The 13,841-nt window shown below is 69.8% G+C and carries 13 protein-coding genes; 6 read left to right on the top strand and 7 right to left on the bottom strand.

The features are described 5' to 3' along the window. The first annotated feature begins 28 nt into the window (after positions 1–28). The gene (locus O4N75_RS17045) at positions 29–949 is read left to right on the top strand and encodes a mechanosensitive ion channel family protein (RefSeq protein WP_269626649.1); all 921 of its coding nucleotides are present in this window, start codon (positions 29–31) and stop codon (positions 947–949) included. Here O4N75_RS17045 and O4N75_RS17040 read toward each other — a convergent pair. Both O4N75_RS17040 and O4N75_RS17035 read right to left on the bottom strand, forming a co-directional pair. Continuing rightward, positions 939–2,150, bottom strand: coding sequence for a TIGR03862 family flavoprotein (locus tag O4N75_RS17040; protein ID WP_269626648.1), 1,212 nt, complete (start codon positions 2,148–2,150; stop codon positions 939–941). The two genes, O4N75_RS17045 and O4N75_RS17040, sit on opposite strands and share 11 nt — an antisense overlap. 39 nt (positions 2,151–2,189) lie before the next feature. Next, positions 2,190–2,573 carry a hypothetical protein gene (locus O4N75_RS17035; protein ID WP_269626646.1) on the bottom strand — a complete coding sequence of 128 codons (384 nt, stop codon included), beginning with the start codon at positions 2,571–2,573 and terminating at the stop codon, positions 2,190–2,192. 160 nt (positions 2,574–2,733) lie between these two features. Between O4N75_RS17035 and O4N75_RS17030 the strand changes: the two genes are divergently transcribed. The 3 genes from O4N75_RS17030 to O4N75_RS17020 all read left to right on the top strand — a co-directional run bounded on the left by O4N75_RS17030 (position 2,734) and on the right by O4N75_RS17020 (position 6,508). Next, positions 2,734–4,602 carry a DEAD/DEAH box helicase gene (locus tag O4N75_RS17030; protein WP_269626645.1) on the top strand — a complete coding sequence of 623 codons (1,869 nt, stop codon included), beginning with the start codon at positions 2,734–2,736 and terminating at the stop codon, positions 4,600–4,602. An 87-nt stretch (positions 4,603–4,689) separates the two neighbouring features. Continuing rightward, the gene (locus O4N75_RS17025; RefSeq protein ID WP_269626644.1) at positions 4,690–5,421 is read left to right on the top strand and encodes a TVP38/TMEM64 family protein; all 732 of its coding nucleotides are present in this window, start codon (positions 4,690–4,692) and stop codon (positions 5,419–5,421) included. 61 nt (positions 5,422–5,482) lie between these two features. Then, positions 5,483–6,508, top strand: a complete 1,026-nt coding sequence (locus tag O4N75_RS17020; RefSeq protein ID WP_269626643.1) for an NADP-dependent oxidoreductase — start codon at positions 5,483–5,485, stop codon at positions 6,506–6,508. A gap of 69 nt (positions 6,509–6,577) precedes the next feature. Here the strand turns inward: O4N75_RS17020 and O4N75_RS17015 are convergent, their stop codons facing one another. From O4N75_RS17015 to O4N75_RS17000, 4 genes are all read right to left on the bottom strand, one after another. Then, positions 6,578–8,209 (bottom strand): AMP-binding protein, encoded by a 1,632-nt coding sequence (locus tag O4N75_RS17015; protein WP_269626642.1) that lies wholly within the window; start codon positions 8,207–8,209, stop codon positions 6,578–6,580. Between the two features lie 87 nt (positions 8,210–8,296). Beyond that, positions 8,297–9,310: a fatty acid desaturase gene (locus O4N75_RS17010; RefSeq protein WP_269626641.1), complete on the bottom strand. Its 1,014-nt coding sequence runs from the start codon at positions 9,308–9,310 to the stop codon at positions 8,297–8,299. A gap of 158 nt (positions 9,311–9,468) precedes the next feature. Next, positions 9,469–9,972 (bottom strand): GNAT family N-acetyltransferase, encoded by a 504-nt coding sequence (locus O4N75_RS17005; RefSeq protein WP_269626640.1) that lies wholly within the window; start codon positions 9,970–9,972, stop codon positions 9,469–9,471. Further along, positions 9,972–11,603 carry an EAL domain-containing protein gene (locus tag O4N75_RS17000; RefSeq protein ID WP_269626639.1) on the bottom strand — a complete coding sequence of 544 codons (1,632 nt, stop codon included), beginning with the start codon at positions 11,601–11,603 and terminating at the stop codon, positions 9,972–9,974. The genes O4N75_RS17005 and O4N75_RS17000 overlap by 1 nt, the downstream gene beginning before the upstream one ends. A 130-nt stretch (positions 11,604–11,733) precedes the next feature. On the opposite strand from O4N75_RS17000, the gene O4N75_RS16995 reads away from it, so the two are divergent. Together O4N75_RS16995 and O4N75_RS16990 are read left to right on the top strand one after the other, a co-directional pair. Continuing rightward, complete coding sequence (locus O4N75_RS16995; protein WP_269626638.1) at positions 11,734–12,228, top strand: NUDIX domain-containing protein; 495 nt, start codon at positions 11,734–11,736, stop codon at positions 12,226–12,228. A 24-nt stretch (positions 12,229–12,252) separates the two neighbouring features. Continuing rightward, a complete protein-coding gene (locus O4N75_RS16990; protein ID WP_269626637.1) occupies positions 12,253–13,338 on the top strand; it encodes a phosphatidylinositol-specific phospholipase C1-like protein in 1,086 nt (361 codons plus the stop codon). 28 nt (positions 13,339–13,366) lie between these two features. Here the strand turns inward: O4N75_RS16990 and O4N75_RS16985 are convergent, their stop codons facing one another. Further along, entirely contained in the window at positions 13,367–13,765 is a 399-nt protein-coding gene (locus O4N75_RS16985; protein WP_269626636.1) for a GFA family protein, read from the bottom strand. Between the last annotated feature and the right edge of the window lie 76 nt (positions 13,766–13,841).

Genomic DNA, 13,841 nt, shown 5'->3' with positions numbered 1-13,841 from the left:
GCGGGGGCGTCAGTGCTATGCGGTGGGCATGCAGGGAATTGAACGCGAGATCGCCACCCGTCTGAACCAGACGGTCACGTCGGACGAAAACGTCCTTCACAAGTTCATCGATGCGGCGGGCGACCTGGCGGTGAACCTGGTCGTGGCGGTCGTCATCCTGACCGTGACCTGGTGGGCGGCGGGCTGGGCTTCGCGCCTGGTCCGGCGGCTGATCGCTCGGGTGCACGGCGGCGGACCGCCCGACGTGACCTTGCAGGGTTTCGCCGGCTCGGCGGCCCGCTACCTAGTGATGATCGTAGGGATCATTGCGGTTCTGCAGCAGCTGGGCGTGCAGACCACCTCGATCCTGGCGGTGCTGGGCGCGGCGTCGCTGGCGGTCGGCCTGGCGCTGCAGGGCACGCTGAGCAACGTCGCGGCCGGCGTCATGCTGCTGCTGTTCCGGCCCTATCGGGTCGGCGACGTCATCGAGGTGGCCGGACGGACCGGGACGGTCAAGACGCTGGACCTGTTCGTGACCGAGCTCACCACGCCGGACAACCTCAAGGTCGTGCTGCCCAACGGCAAGGTGTTCGGCGACGTCATCGTCAACACCAGCTACCACAGCCGCCGCCGGGTCGACGCGGTGATCAAGACCGACCTGAAGCGTGACGTCGCCGCGCTGATGGAGGGGCTCAAGGCCCGGGCCGAGGCCAATCCCCTGGTGCTGAAGGACCCGGCGCCGCAGGTCGAACTGACCGCCATGTCCGAGGCCTTCGTTGAACTGACGGTCCGGGCCTGGGTCGAGGCCGCCGATTTCGGAACCGTGAAAGGCGACATGATGCTGGCCGGGCGGCTGCTGGCCGACGGCGCCGAGCAACTTCCGGCGCTGCCGACGCCGCGCGCCAAGCCGGCGGCTCCCAAGAAGAAGCCGCGCGCGACCTTGAGCGACCGGCTGCGCGCTAAGCCCTGAGGATCGCCCGCGCGGCGTGGACGCCGGTGGCGAAGCAGGCCTGCAGCAGGTAGCCGCCGGTCGGCGCCTCCCAGTCCAGCATCTCGCCGACCGCGTAGACGCCGGGGACCGCCCGCAGCATCAGGCCCTCGTCGACGGCCGACCGTTCGACGCCGCCCGCCGACGAGATCGCCCGTTCCAGCGGGCGCATGCCGGTCAACCGCAGGGGCGCGGCCTTGATCGCGCGGGCCAGCGCGCCTGGTTCGCGCGGCAGGTCGAGCCCGTGGGCCTCGCGCAGCAGGTTGATTTCAAGCGCGGAGAGGCCGGCCGCCTTGCGCAGCAGGTTGGTGGTCGACTGGCCGGCCGCCGCGCGGTGCAGCCGGTCGGTCAGCTTGGCGCGGCTGAGATCGGGGGCCAGGTCGATCTCCAGGATGGTCGAGCCGTCGCGGGCGAGCGCTTCGCGCAGGTTCGCCGACAGAGCGTAGATCGCGCCGCCCTCGATCCCGTAGCCGGCGATCATCGCCTCGCCCCGCACCGCCTGTCCCTCGAAGCTGAGGGCGATGTTCTTCAGCGGCTCGCCGGCGAAGCGCTCGGCGAACATCGCGCTCCAACCGACCTCGAACCCGCTGTTGGCGCTGCGGAACGGCGCCAGGGCCACGTCCTTGGCGGCCAGCAGAGGGGCCCATGATCCCGTGGAGCCGAGCTTGGGCCAGCTGGCGCCGCCGAGCGCCAGGATCGTGGCGTCGGGCGCGGCGGTCTCGATGGCCCCGTCCTGATCGGCGAAGACCAGCTCGCCGGCCGCGTTCCAGCCCCGCCACTCGCGCCGCAGCCGCAGGTCGACGCCCTGCGCCGACAGACGGGCCAGCCAGGCCCGCAGCAGGGGCGAGGCCTTCAACGCCCTCGGAAACACCCGCCCGCTGGAGCCGACGAAAGTCTCCTGGCCCAGGCCTTCGGCCCAGGCCCGCAGGTCGGCGGGGGCGAAGGCTTCGATCATCGGCGCCAGCCACTCGGCGGCCGCGCCGTACCGTTGGGTGAAGCTCCCCAGGTCCTCGGAGTGGGTGAGGTTGAGTCCGCCGCGCCCCGCCATCAGCAGCTTGCGGCCGAGCGTCGGCATGCGGTCGTAGACGGTGACCTTGGCTCCGGCTGCGCTGAGGGTCTCGGCGGCGATCAGCCCCGCCGGGCCGCCGCCGATGACCGCGATGGTCTTGACTGAAGTGGACATCGGCGTGGTCAGAGGCCGTTCCGCCCCAAAAGTCCAGCCTCAGGGCGCGAAGCTGGATCGCGCCTTGACCCCCCAATGGCCGTCTTCGCAGGTGATGACGTAGATGGAGTCGAAGCCGCCGATGACGCTGCCGTCCTTGCGGTAGCGAGTGAAGCGGGTGTCCAGGTGGACCTTGTCGGTCCCGGCGTGGATGACCTCGCGCCGCTCCCAGGCCGAGTGATCCCAGTCCGACAGCGGCCCCTTCTCGAACATCTGCGGCTGGTGGTAGCCGGGCTCGATCAGCGTCAGGGTGTTGGAGGCGAGCCGCACGCTGGGAAAGTTGAACGTCTGCTCGAACGCCGGCAGGTCGCGGGCGTTGAAGGCGGCCATGAAAGCGTCGGTGACGGCCATGGCGGCGGCGATCTGCGCTTCGAAATTCGACATAACATCTCCCTTGATCGCGCCAGCTTGGCACGTTTATTTCTGCGGCGCTTGCGCCCGGCGGTACGAATTCCGCGTTGTAAGGCTTGCCGTAGACGCCTGCTTGGCCTCTAAGGCGCGCCCGCGCTCTTTTTGTGTGTGGCGCGAACCTTCAAGGACGACCATGGCCTTCCCCAACATTCACCCCGCCTTGGCGCGCGCGCTCGCGAGCCAGGGATACGAAGAACCCACCCCCGTCCAGGCGGCGGTGCTGACCGAAGAGGCCGAGGGCCGCGACCTGCTGGTCTCGGCCCAGACCGGCTCGGGCAAGACGGTGGCGTTCGGCCTGGCGGCCGGGCCGACCTTGCTGGGCGAAGAGCAGTGGTTCGGCCAGGCCGGGCCGCCGCTGGCCCTGGCCATCGCCCCGACCCGTGAACTGGCGATGCAGGTCGCCCGCGAACTGAGCTGGCTCTACGGCCAGGCCGGCGCGAAGGTCGAGACCTGCGTCGGCGGCATGGATCCGCGCCGCGAACAGCGCGCCCTGGCCGCCGGCTGTCACATCCTGGTCGGCACGCCGGGCCGCCTGAAGGATCACCTGGAGCGCGGCAACCTCGATCTCGGCGCCTTGCGCGTCCTCGTCCTCGACGAGGCCGACGAGATGCTCGACATGGGCTTCCGCGAAGACCTGGAGGAGATCCTCGACTCCTCGCCGGTCGACCGACGCACGCTGCTGTTCTCGGCGACCATCGCCAAGGACATCGCCGCCCTGGCCAAGCGGTACCAGAGGAACGCCCTGCGCATCGATACCGTGCGCCGCGACGAACCGCACGGCGACATCGAGTACCGCGCCGTCCGCGTGGCGCCGAACGAGGTCGAACTGGCCGTCGTCAACGTGCTGCGCTTCTTCGAGGCGCCCGGCGCGCTGGTGTTCTGCAACACGCGCGACGGCGTGCGCCACATGCATGCGGCTCTGCGCGAGCGCGGCTTCCAGGTCGTCGGCCTGTCGGGCGAGCTTGGCCAGCGTGAGCGCTCCGAAGCGCTGCAGGCGCTGCGCGACGGTCATGCCCGGGTTTGCGTGGCCACCGACGTCGCCGCCCGCGGCCTCGACCTGCCCGACCTCGGCCTGGTGATCCACGCCGACCTGCCGATCAACAAGCCGGCCCTGCTGCACCGTTCGGGCCGGACCGGCCGCGCGGGCAAGAAGGGCACGTCCGTCCTGCTGGTGCCCTACACCCGCCGTCGCAAGGCCGAGCAGCTGCTGGCCTCGGCCGGGGTCGACGTCCATTGGCAGGGCCCGCCGACCGCCGACGAGATCAAGGCCAAGGACCAGGCCCGGATGCTTGAGGACCCGATCCTCACCGAGGAGCCGGCCGAAGAGGATCTGGCCCTGGCGCGTCTGGTGTTGGAGACCCGCAGCGCCGAACAGGTGGCCGCGGCCCTCATGCGGCTCTACCGCCAGCGCCTGCCAGCGCCGGAAGAACTCTACGACGACGCGCGGATGCGCGACGCCCAGGCCCGCGACCGCGAGCGCCCGCAGCGCGGCGACCGCTGGGAGCCCTCCGACCGTGACGACGGCCCGGTCGGCCGCCCGCCGCGTCTGGCGCCCGAGGACGTCTCCTGGTTCCGCATCACCGTCGGGCGGGCCAAGAACGCCGACCCCAAGTGGCTGATCCCGATGATCTGCCGCCTGGGCCACATCACCAAGAAGGACATTGGCTCGATCCGGATCTTCGATCGCGAGACCAAGTTCGAGATCTCCAAGGAAGCCGAAGCCAAGTTCGCCGCGGCGGTGAAGGCGACGGCCGACGACGAAATCCAGATCGAGGCCTCCAGCCCGCCGGGCGCGGCCCAGCCGCGCGGCCCGCACCGCAAGGGGCCTCCGGCCGGAGACGGCAAGCCCTTCCGCAAGGGACCGCCCGGCGAGGGCAAGCCGTTCCGCAAGGGGCCCCCGCGCGAGGGCGGCAAACCCGCCTTCAAGGGCCCGCCGGGCGCGCCCGGTCCCAAGGGCGGCAAGCCGCCGTGGAAGAAGAAGGGCGTCGAGCAGCGCAAATAGCTGTCTTGGTGCGGTCACAAAATCAGTCCTAGGCTGTGATCGCGCGTTCTCCACGAGACGCGCGTTGCGGACGAAGGCGCAGGCCGGATGACCGAGACCGACAGAGACCGACGCCCGGCCCGCCTGCGCATCTTCGTGCGGTGGGTTCCGGCGGTGCTTTTGATCGGCGCGGCCGTCGCGCTCTACGCCAGCGGCCTGGCGACCCTCTCGTTCGACAGCGTCCAGGCCAACGAGATCCGCCTGCGGGGCGAGGTCGCGGCCGCGCCGTTCCTTGCCCTGGCGGTGTTCATCGTCCTCTATGCGGTCGCCACTGGCGCGTTCGTGCCGCTCGGCCTGGTGCTGATGCTGGCGGGCGGCTTCTTGTTCGGCCCGCTGATCGGCGCCCTGGCGACCATCGTCGGATCGACGCTCGGGGCGATCATGACCTATCTGGCGGCGCGCTTCGCGGCCGGCGACAGCATTCGGCGGTTCCTCACCGGCGGGCGATTCCGCAAGCTGGTGGAGGGGTTCGACCGCGCCCCGTTCCGGTATCTGCTGACCCTGCGGCTGGTGCCGCTCAGTCCGTTCGGCCTGGTGAACTTGGCGGCCGGCTGCGCGCGCGCTCCGTTCGGCGCCTATGTGGCGGCCACGGCGGTGGGGGCGATCCCGTACTCGCTGATCTACAGCTATCTGGGCGCGGGCCTGGGGCAGGCGTTCCTGGGCGGACGCGCGCCCGACGCGGGCCTGCTGCTGCGCCCGCAGGTGGCGCTGCCGCTGGCGGCGCTAGGCGCGCTGAGCCTGCTCAGCGGGCGGCTGAAGCGACGCGAGCAGCCGCTGTAGCGGCTCGACTCCGTGCGGCCTCGCAGCCCATGATCGGGGAACCTCTGGGAAGGAGATCCCCATGCCGACCAACCGTCAGTGGATTTTGCGTCGCCGTCCTGCCGGGGAAATCGTTCCCGACGACCTGGAACTGATCGAGACCGCGACGCCTGAGCTGCAGGACGGCGAGGTTCTGGTCCGCAACATCTACCTCTCCCTCGACCCGACGCACCGCATCTGGATGAGCGACCAGGACCAGTACCTGCCGCCGGTGCAGATCGGCGAGGTGATGCGCGGCGGGGCGATCGGCGTGGTCGAGCAGTCGCGCAACGCGGCGCTGCCGGAAGGCGCCATCGTCAACGCCGGCCTGGGCGGCTGGCAGGACTATGCCGTGGTGCACGAGGGCATGGCCCGGCGGGTGCCGCACCTGGCCGACGTGCCGCTGACCGCGCATATGAGCGTGCTCGGCGCGACCGGGCTGACCGCCTATTTCGGGCTCAACGATATCGGCAAGCCGCAGCCGGGCGAGACGGTCGTGGTTTCCGCCGCCGCCGGCGCGGTCGGCTCGATCGTCGGCCAGTTGGCCAAGCTGCAGGGCTGTCGGGTGATCGGCATCGCCGGCGGTCCCAAGAAGTGCCGATGGCTGACCCAGGACCTCGGGTTCGACGGCGCCATCGACTACAGGTCCGAGGACGTCGGCGAAGCCTTGGCGCGGCTGGCCCCCAACGGCGTCGACATCAATTTCGAGAATGTCGGCGGCGATGTGATGGACGCCGTCATCGGCCACATGAACAATTTCAGCCGCATGCCGCTGTGCGGGATGATCTCGACCTACAACCGCGAGGGCGCGGTTCCCGGCCCGTCCGATTTCGGGCGCGTACTGATGCACCGCATCCTGATCAAGGGTTTCATCGTCATCGACTATCTGCCGCGCGCGGCCGAGGCGATGGCCGAGCTGGAGCCGCTCGTGGCCGGCGGCCAGCTCAAGTGGAAGGTCCACATCGTCGACGGGCTGGAGAACGCGGTCGGCGCGCTGGGCCGGCTGTTCACCGGCGACCACGACGGCAAGCTGCTGGTCCAGGTTTCGCCCGAACCCAAGCGCGCCTGACCGCCGGGGCTAGACTCTTTCCCGGTTGGCTTGAATCAAGTCAACCGGGATGAAACAGGATCGAGGGCTCTAGGCGCCTACGCCCAAGGCGGCGAGGGCCCGCTCGCGGCTGGCCTTGTAGTCGACCTTGCCGTTGGGCGCGCGGCCGATGCTGGGGACGACCACCAGTTCGCGGGGCGCCTTGTAGGCGGCCAGCTTCGACTTCACATGGGCGGCCATGTCCTCGAGGCTGGGCGGGTCGGCGCCGGGCTCGGGCTCGACCACCGCGCAGATGCGCTCGCCGAAGCGCGGGTCGGGCACGCCGACCACCACCGCGTCGCGGACCGACGGATGGGTCTTCAGCGCCTCCTCGACCTCCTCGGGGAAGACCTTCTCGCCGCCGGTGTTGATACACTGGCTGCCGCGCCCGAGCAGCTTCAGGGTGCCGTCGAGATTGACCTCGGCCCAGTCGCCCGGAACGCTCCAGCGCTGGCCCTCCATGACCTTGAAGGTCTTGGCGCTCTTCTCGGCGTCCTTGTAGTAGCCGACCGGCAGGAAGCCGGAGACCGCGACTAGGCCGCGCTCGCCCGAGCCGGGCTCGACGCGGCGGCCGTCCTCGGTGAACACCGCGCAGTTGGGGCCGAGCATGAAGGCCGCGGTCGCCGCCTCCGCGCCCGGCGCCGAGGCCGAGGCGCCCAGGCCGACGGCTTCGGACGAGCCGAACGAATCCATGATCATGGCGTTGCGGGCGTGGCTGAGCAGGCCGCGCTTGTTCTCCTGGCTCCACATCGAGCCGGAGGAGCTCATCGCCTTGACGTTCGACAGGTCCCAGCGGCCGGGGTTGGCCTCCAGCGCCTCCAGCATCGGGGTCGAGAAGGCCAGGCCGACGATGACGATGTTGTCGGCCTTGAGCCGCACCGCCTCGTCCCAGAGCTCTATGGCGTTGAAGTTGCGCGAGGGCAGGCTGGCGACCGCGCCGCCGATGTTGAGGGTGATGAAGGCCGAGAACTGGCCGGTGCCGTGCATCAGCGGGCAGCAGACCAGGGTGGTCGGCGAGGGATAGGTCCCGATCCGCGCGTCGATGTCGCCGACCGTCTCCAGCGGCGGCAGACCCATCAGCGCATGGCCGCCGGCGCCGATGACGTTGAACAGGTCGTCCTGCCGCCACATCACGCCCTTGGGCATGCCGGTGGTGCCGCCCGTGTAGAGCAACAGCAGGTCGTCCGGCGATCGGCCCCAGGGCGCCCTGAACGGACGCTGGGCGGGTGGCGAGGCGACCACCTGCTCGTAGTCGTCGGCCCAGTCGGGGACCGGCCGGCCCGGCTCGGCCACCGCGATCCAGAGCTTCACCGTCGGCAGCTTGGCGCGCAGCGGCTCCAGCGTCTCGGCGAAGCCGGCGTGGAAGATCACGGCCTGGGCGTCGGCGTTGTCGAACAGGTAGGTCAGCTCGTCGCCGCCGTAGCGATAGTTGGTGTTGAACGGCGCGAGGCCCGCCTTGAAGGCGGCGTAGTAGGTCTCGAGGTATTCGGGGCCGTTGTAGAGATAGGCCGCGACCTTGCCGCCGGACGAGACGCCATGGGCTGCGAGGTGGGCTGCCAGGGCGTCGGCGCGGGCGTCGAACTGGCCCCAGGTGACGACCCGGCCGCCCTGGATCAGGGCCGGCTGGTCAGGCTGTCTGGCGGCGATGGCCTCCCAGACGTCCGCGAATGTCCACGCGCTCACGACGTCTCCTCCCAATGTCATTGTGTTTTGGGAGGAAGTTGGGGCTCAGGGCTGCCCGGGTGTCAACGTTGACCCCAGGGCAGGGCTTCAGGCGGCGCGCGGCAGGTCGCGGATGTCGCGGAACGAGACCAGCCGCTGGGCGCGTTCGTCCCACAGGGCCAGGCGGGCGTTCTTGAAGCTGTCCCACAGGCCGATGCGGCTGACGTCGTGCAATTCCGGGTGATCCTTCAGCACCTGCGGCAGGCGGTAGAAGGGGATGCGGGCCGACAGGTGGTGCACGTGGTGGATGCCGATGTTGGCGGTCAGCCAGCGCAGCGGCTGGGGGAGATCATAGTGGGAGCTGCCGTGCAGGGCGGCGTCATCGCGCTTCCAGACGCCGTTCCGCGACCAGGACACCCCTTCGTACTGGTGCTGCACGAAGAACAGCCAGACGCCGATGGTCGCGGCGACGACCATGGTGGTGAAGTTGACCAGGATCACCGGCGCCACGCCGAGCAGCCACATCATGACGCCGATGCCGGCCGCGGCGATGGCCGTGTTGCCGAGGGTCGAGGCCCACGGCCGCCAGCCATCCTTCATCAGCCCGATCGGCAGGCGCTGCTGCAGGAAGAACACGAAGGTGGGACCAAGCCCGAACATCACCGCCGGGTTGCGGTAGAGGCGGTAGCCGAGCCGGCGGATCGGCGGCAGGGCGAGATACTCCTCGACGGTCAGCATCTCGATGACGCCCAGGCCGCGGCGATCGAGATTTCCGGAGGTGGCATGGTGCATCGCGTGGGTGCGCCGCCAGTAGTCATAGGGGGTCAGGGTCAGCAGGCCGATCGCGCGGCCGACCCAGTCGTTGGCCGCCTTGTCCTCGAAGAACGAGCCGTGGCCGCAGTCGTGCTGGATCATGAACAGCCGGACCAGGAACACCGCGGCCGGAACGGCCATCAGCAGGGCCAGCCACCAGAGCCCGAAGTGGAACGCGGCCCAGCCGAGGCCCCACAGCGCGGCCAGGGCCGAGGCCGTCAGGACCAGTTCGAAGAGGCTGCGCGACAGGCGCGGGCGTTTGTAGGCGGCGAGCCTACGGCTCCAGTCGGCGGGCTTGGGGTCGGTCACGTGGTCCAGGTTCCGTCACGGGGGCGTTCAGTATCTGTCCCCAGAATGCGGTGGTTCTACGACAGCACTTTGAAGAGGCCGACCGCATTACGGCCAAATCAGCGGCCGCGCCATGCCGATGTCGCCGCAGGGCGTCCTCTACGTGGCGACGCTGGCCGTCAGGCGAGCCGGCGGTACAGGCGCTCGACCTTGCCGCCCGCCTCGTAGGTTCCGACATCCGTGAAGTCGAGCTTGGCCATGACGCGTTGGGAGCCGACGTTCTCGGGATGCACGGTCGCGGCGAGAGCCGGCAGCTTCAGGCTCGAAAAGGCGTGCTCCATCAACCGGCCGGCCGCTTCCGTCGCGATCCCGCGGCCCCAGGCGTCGCGCCGCAGGCGGTAGCCGATCTGGACGTCGTCGGTTGCGGGCAGCGGGGTCAACAGGGCCCAGCCCAGCATCTGCTTCGGCGCGGCCTGTTCGAACAGGCTCCAGTAGCCTAGGCCCTCGCCGAAGTCGGTGTCGATTTGCGCCGACAGGTGCGCACGCTGGCGTTCGGGCGGCCAGATCGCGCCCAGATAGCGCATGACCTCCGGATCGCTGTTGACCGCGACGCTGTCGTCGAGGTCGCTGGCCTGACGTGGGCGCAGGATCAGGCGTTCGGTGGTGAAGCGCGGTTGGGTCATCAGCCCCAACTATCGACCGAGCCGACCCGCCGGGCGGCTGGGCGCCTGGCCGCAGATACCGCGACGACCGTCTCTTGTCGCGAAGCGGGAATGTCGCTCGGCGCCCCATAGAGCCAGCCCTGCGCGAAGTCGACGCCGGCCCGGCGGACCGCGTCCTCGGCGGCGGCGTTCTCGACCATTTCGGCGATGGTCCGGACCTTTAGCTCGGCGCACATGCGCACGAGATGGCGGATGAAGGTGCTTTCGCGGCCGCCGTGCTGGAGCTCGCGGATATAGCGGCCGTCGATCTTCACGATGTCGAGGGTCAGTTGCTGCAGGTAGGCCAGCGACGCGGCGCCGGCTCCGAAGTCGTCCAGGCAGATCATGCAGCCTTCCTGGCGCAGGGCCGAAAGGTGGCGGTCGGCCAAGGCGAGGTCGTCGATGGCCGCGCTCTCGGTGATCTCCAGCAGCAGGCGCCCGGCGACGGTCGGCGACTTGGCCAGCATCTGGCGGACAGCGGTCACGAAGGCTGGGCTGACGATCGTGCGGCCCGAGACGTTGGCGGCGAGTTTCAGGTCGGGCTCTGCGGTGAGCCGGCCGATCGTCTCCTCGACCACCGCGATGTCGAGCGGCTCGATCATGTCGAGCTCTTCGGCCATCCGGATCATCGGATAGGGGCTGGCGCTGTCGCCGAACCGCACGAGCACTTCGTAGTGGTGCAGGGCCGATCCGGCATTCAGATCCACCACCGGCTGGTAGACGAGGCGGAAGCGTTTCTCGTTCACCGCCGCGCCGAGCACGCCGACATCGGCCAGGGTCTTCTTGATCGAGCGATCGACCATGTCGTTGAGGTCGAGGGGCGATCCGTCGCTGACGCCCTCGGCGATGAAGTTGTCGAGGGCGTAGCGGATCGCGCGCGCCAACTGGGCGGGCGAGGCGGTCGACTGCAGGCTCATCAGCCGTGCGCTGGCGCTCAGGCTCGGGGTCGCTTCCGACGACACGCCGGCGATCAGGCGCTGGACCAGAGAGTCGACGCCTTCGCCCTTCTGGCGCACCAGCGCGAAGCGGTCCGCGCCGAGGCTGGCGGCGGCTGAGCCGCCATGCGACTGCGCCCGCAGGCCGCCGATCAGGCGCTGTTCGAGGGCCATGAACGCCTCGGGGCCGAGCCGGTCGCGCAGGGCCTCCAGGCCGCCAAACTCCAGGAACGCCATCTCCAGTTCCTCGCCGGTGGCGCGCGCGGACTCGATCAGGGCGCCAGTGGCGGCCTCGAAGCCGGACTTGTCGTGCAGGTCATGTCGGGTCTTGGGGGCGGCCCGGCTCAGGGCGCAGGAGACCGCCCCGCCGTTTCCCGGCATCTTGAACGCGGTCATCGAGGCGGCGCGCTGGCCGCCCTCCTCGCCGGCCAGGCCGACCACGATCGGGCCGCCACGGCCGCCGTCCTTCAGGCTGCCCAGCAGGGCGGCGACCATCATCCGGTCGCGCGGATCGATGAAGTCGCGCCAAGCGCGCCCGACGAGATCGGTCTCGGCCGACCCGGACAACGCCTCGCTGGCCCCGATGGCCAGGGCGATGCGACCGTCCGGCGCCAGCTCCAGCAGGAGATCCGCACTCGCGAAGGCGAAGCCGAGCAGGCGCTGAGGAGCTAGTGACAAGCCGTGGATCTCCATCCCGCGAGAGGGGTCGCATCCTCATCCAGTGCGATTAATTTCACGTTGAGACCAAGGTTCGCCATAAATGCGGCGGGCCGCCGGGGCTTGTCGTCCCAGCCATCCAGGAGGGCGCATGCGCGAACGACCGACGGCCAGGGTCCTGCTGTTCGACGAGGCCGGCCGCATCTTGCTGCTGAAGGGGCGGTTGCCGAACAGGCCCGCGCACACCTCGTCCTGGTTCACCGTGGGCGGCGGCGTCGAGCCGGGCGAAACGCTGGTCGAGGCGGCTCTGCGCGAGATCGCCGAGGAGACCGGCTTCGTCGAGGGCGTAGAGCTGGGGCCGATCGTCTGGGTCCGACAGTCGGTCAGCGCCCTGGTCACCGGCGAGATCGTCCTGTTCAAAGAAAGCTACATCATCGCCCGATGCCGTGGCGGGGAGCCGACGCGCGACGGCTGGGAGCCATATGAACGGGATCTCATCGACGACATCCGCTGGTGGAGCCTGGACGAGATCGCCGCCACCAGCGACCGTATCTGGCCTGAGCGCTTCTGCGAGTTGATCGGCGGGGTGGCGCGCGGCGAGCATCCGGACCAGCCGTTGGAGATCAGCGTCGAGCGCGCGGGCTGAGGCTCTGGGCGTGAAGGGGGAGAAATGATCATCACAGCCATCGCCGCGGCCGTCGCGATCCACGCGGGCTGCGACCTCGAGACGCCGAGCGGCGAGCCCGGATGCACGCGGGCGGCCGTCGACGCCCTGAAGCTCAACGACCTGCAGGCGATCGGCACCCATAACTCCTACAAGCAGGCGATCGCCCCCAAGCAGATGGCGCTGCTGCGGGCCGTCGATCCCAAGCAGGCCGACGGCCTCGACTATGCGCATCCGCCGCTCGCCTCTCAGCTCGACGCCGGGGCCCGGCAACTGGAGCTCGATCTGCTGAGCGATCCGCAGGGCGGGCGCTACGCCGCGCCCCTGGCCATGAGGATGGCGCCGGACCTGGCTTACGACCTGGCGCCGTTGCGCGCGCCGGGCATGAAGGTGATGCACGTCCAGGACGTCGACTACCGATCGAGTTGCCCAAGGTTCACCGACTGCCTGCGCCAGATCGCCGACTGGTCGAAGGCCCATCCGGACCACCTGCCGATCCTGGTGCTTCTGAACCTCAAGGAAGGTGGTCTGAAGGTTCCTGGGGCGGTCGAAGCGCCGGTCTTCGACGCCGCGGCGATGGACGCGGTCGACGGAGAAATCCGCTCCGTCTTCGCCGCGCGCGACCTGATTACGCCTGGCGACGTGCAGGGCCGCCGCCACAGCCTGCGCGAAGCGGTGGCGGCCGGCGCCTGGCCGACGCTGAAGGCCGCCCGGGGCAAGGTGATGTTCGCGCTCGACGCGCCGCCGCAGCAGGTCGCCGTCTATCGCGGCCAGCGCCGCTCGCTGGAAGGACGCGTCATGTTCGTGAACATCGGCGAGACCTCGCCGGCGGCGGGCTACATCACCCTCAACGAACCGCTGGCGCAGTCGGCCCGTATCGCCGCGGCGGTGAAGGCGGGGATCATCGTGCGCACCCGAGCCGACGCCGACACGCTTGAGGCCCGCAGCGGCGATCTCGCCCGCCGAGAGGCGGCCTTCGCCTCGGGCGCGCAGTACGTCTCGACCGACTACATGTCGCCGGACGTCCGCTTCGGCGACTTCCGCGTCGAACTGCCGGGCGGGGGCGTGGCGCGGCGCAATCCGGTTCGCTAGGGCAGAGTCTGGACCAGGTCCGAATTCGCTAGGGGCGCGCGTCTGGATACTGCGGCAGGTCGTCGGTGATCGGCCACCACGACGCCTTGGAGTCCACATAGAAGTGAAAGCCCAGCTTTGCGTCGGTCGGCGCGTCCAGGGTGCCCGCGCGCAGCCGGATCGCGCCGGGCTTGCTGGCCAGGCGGCTGAACAGCGGGCCGCCGCAGCGGCGGCAGAAGACCCGCTCCTTGCCGGGCGAGGACTCGTAGGCGGTCAACTGGTCCTCGCCGCTCAGCAGGCGGAAGTTGGCGCTCTCCAGCGGGATGTTGGCGCCGAACGGCCCGCCCTGCGCCTTGCGGCAGGCGCCGCAATGGCAGAGCTGGATGGGCGGCAGATCGCCGTCCACCTCGTAGCGAACGGCGCGGCAGAGGTAGGATCCGGCGTGCATTGGTCAACTCCTTTAAACCTTGACGCGAACATTAGGGTTAAGGGCGCAGAAACTAACCAAAACCGTTTACGGGAGA

Origin of the sequence: Phenylobacterium sp. NIBR 498073 (genome assembly GCF_027286305.1) — a bacterium.
Classification (GTDB): Bacteria; Pseudomonadota; Alphaproteobacteria; order Caulobacterales; family Caulobacteraceae; genus Phenylobacterium.
This window is presented reverse-complemented; position numbering and strand designations above follow the sequence as displayed.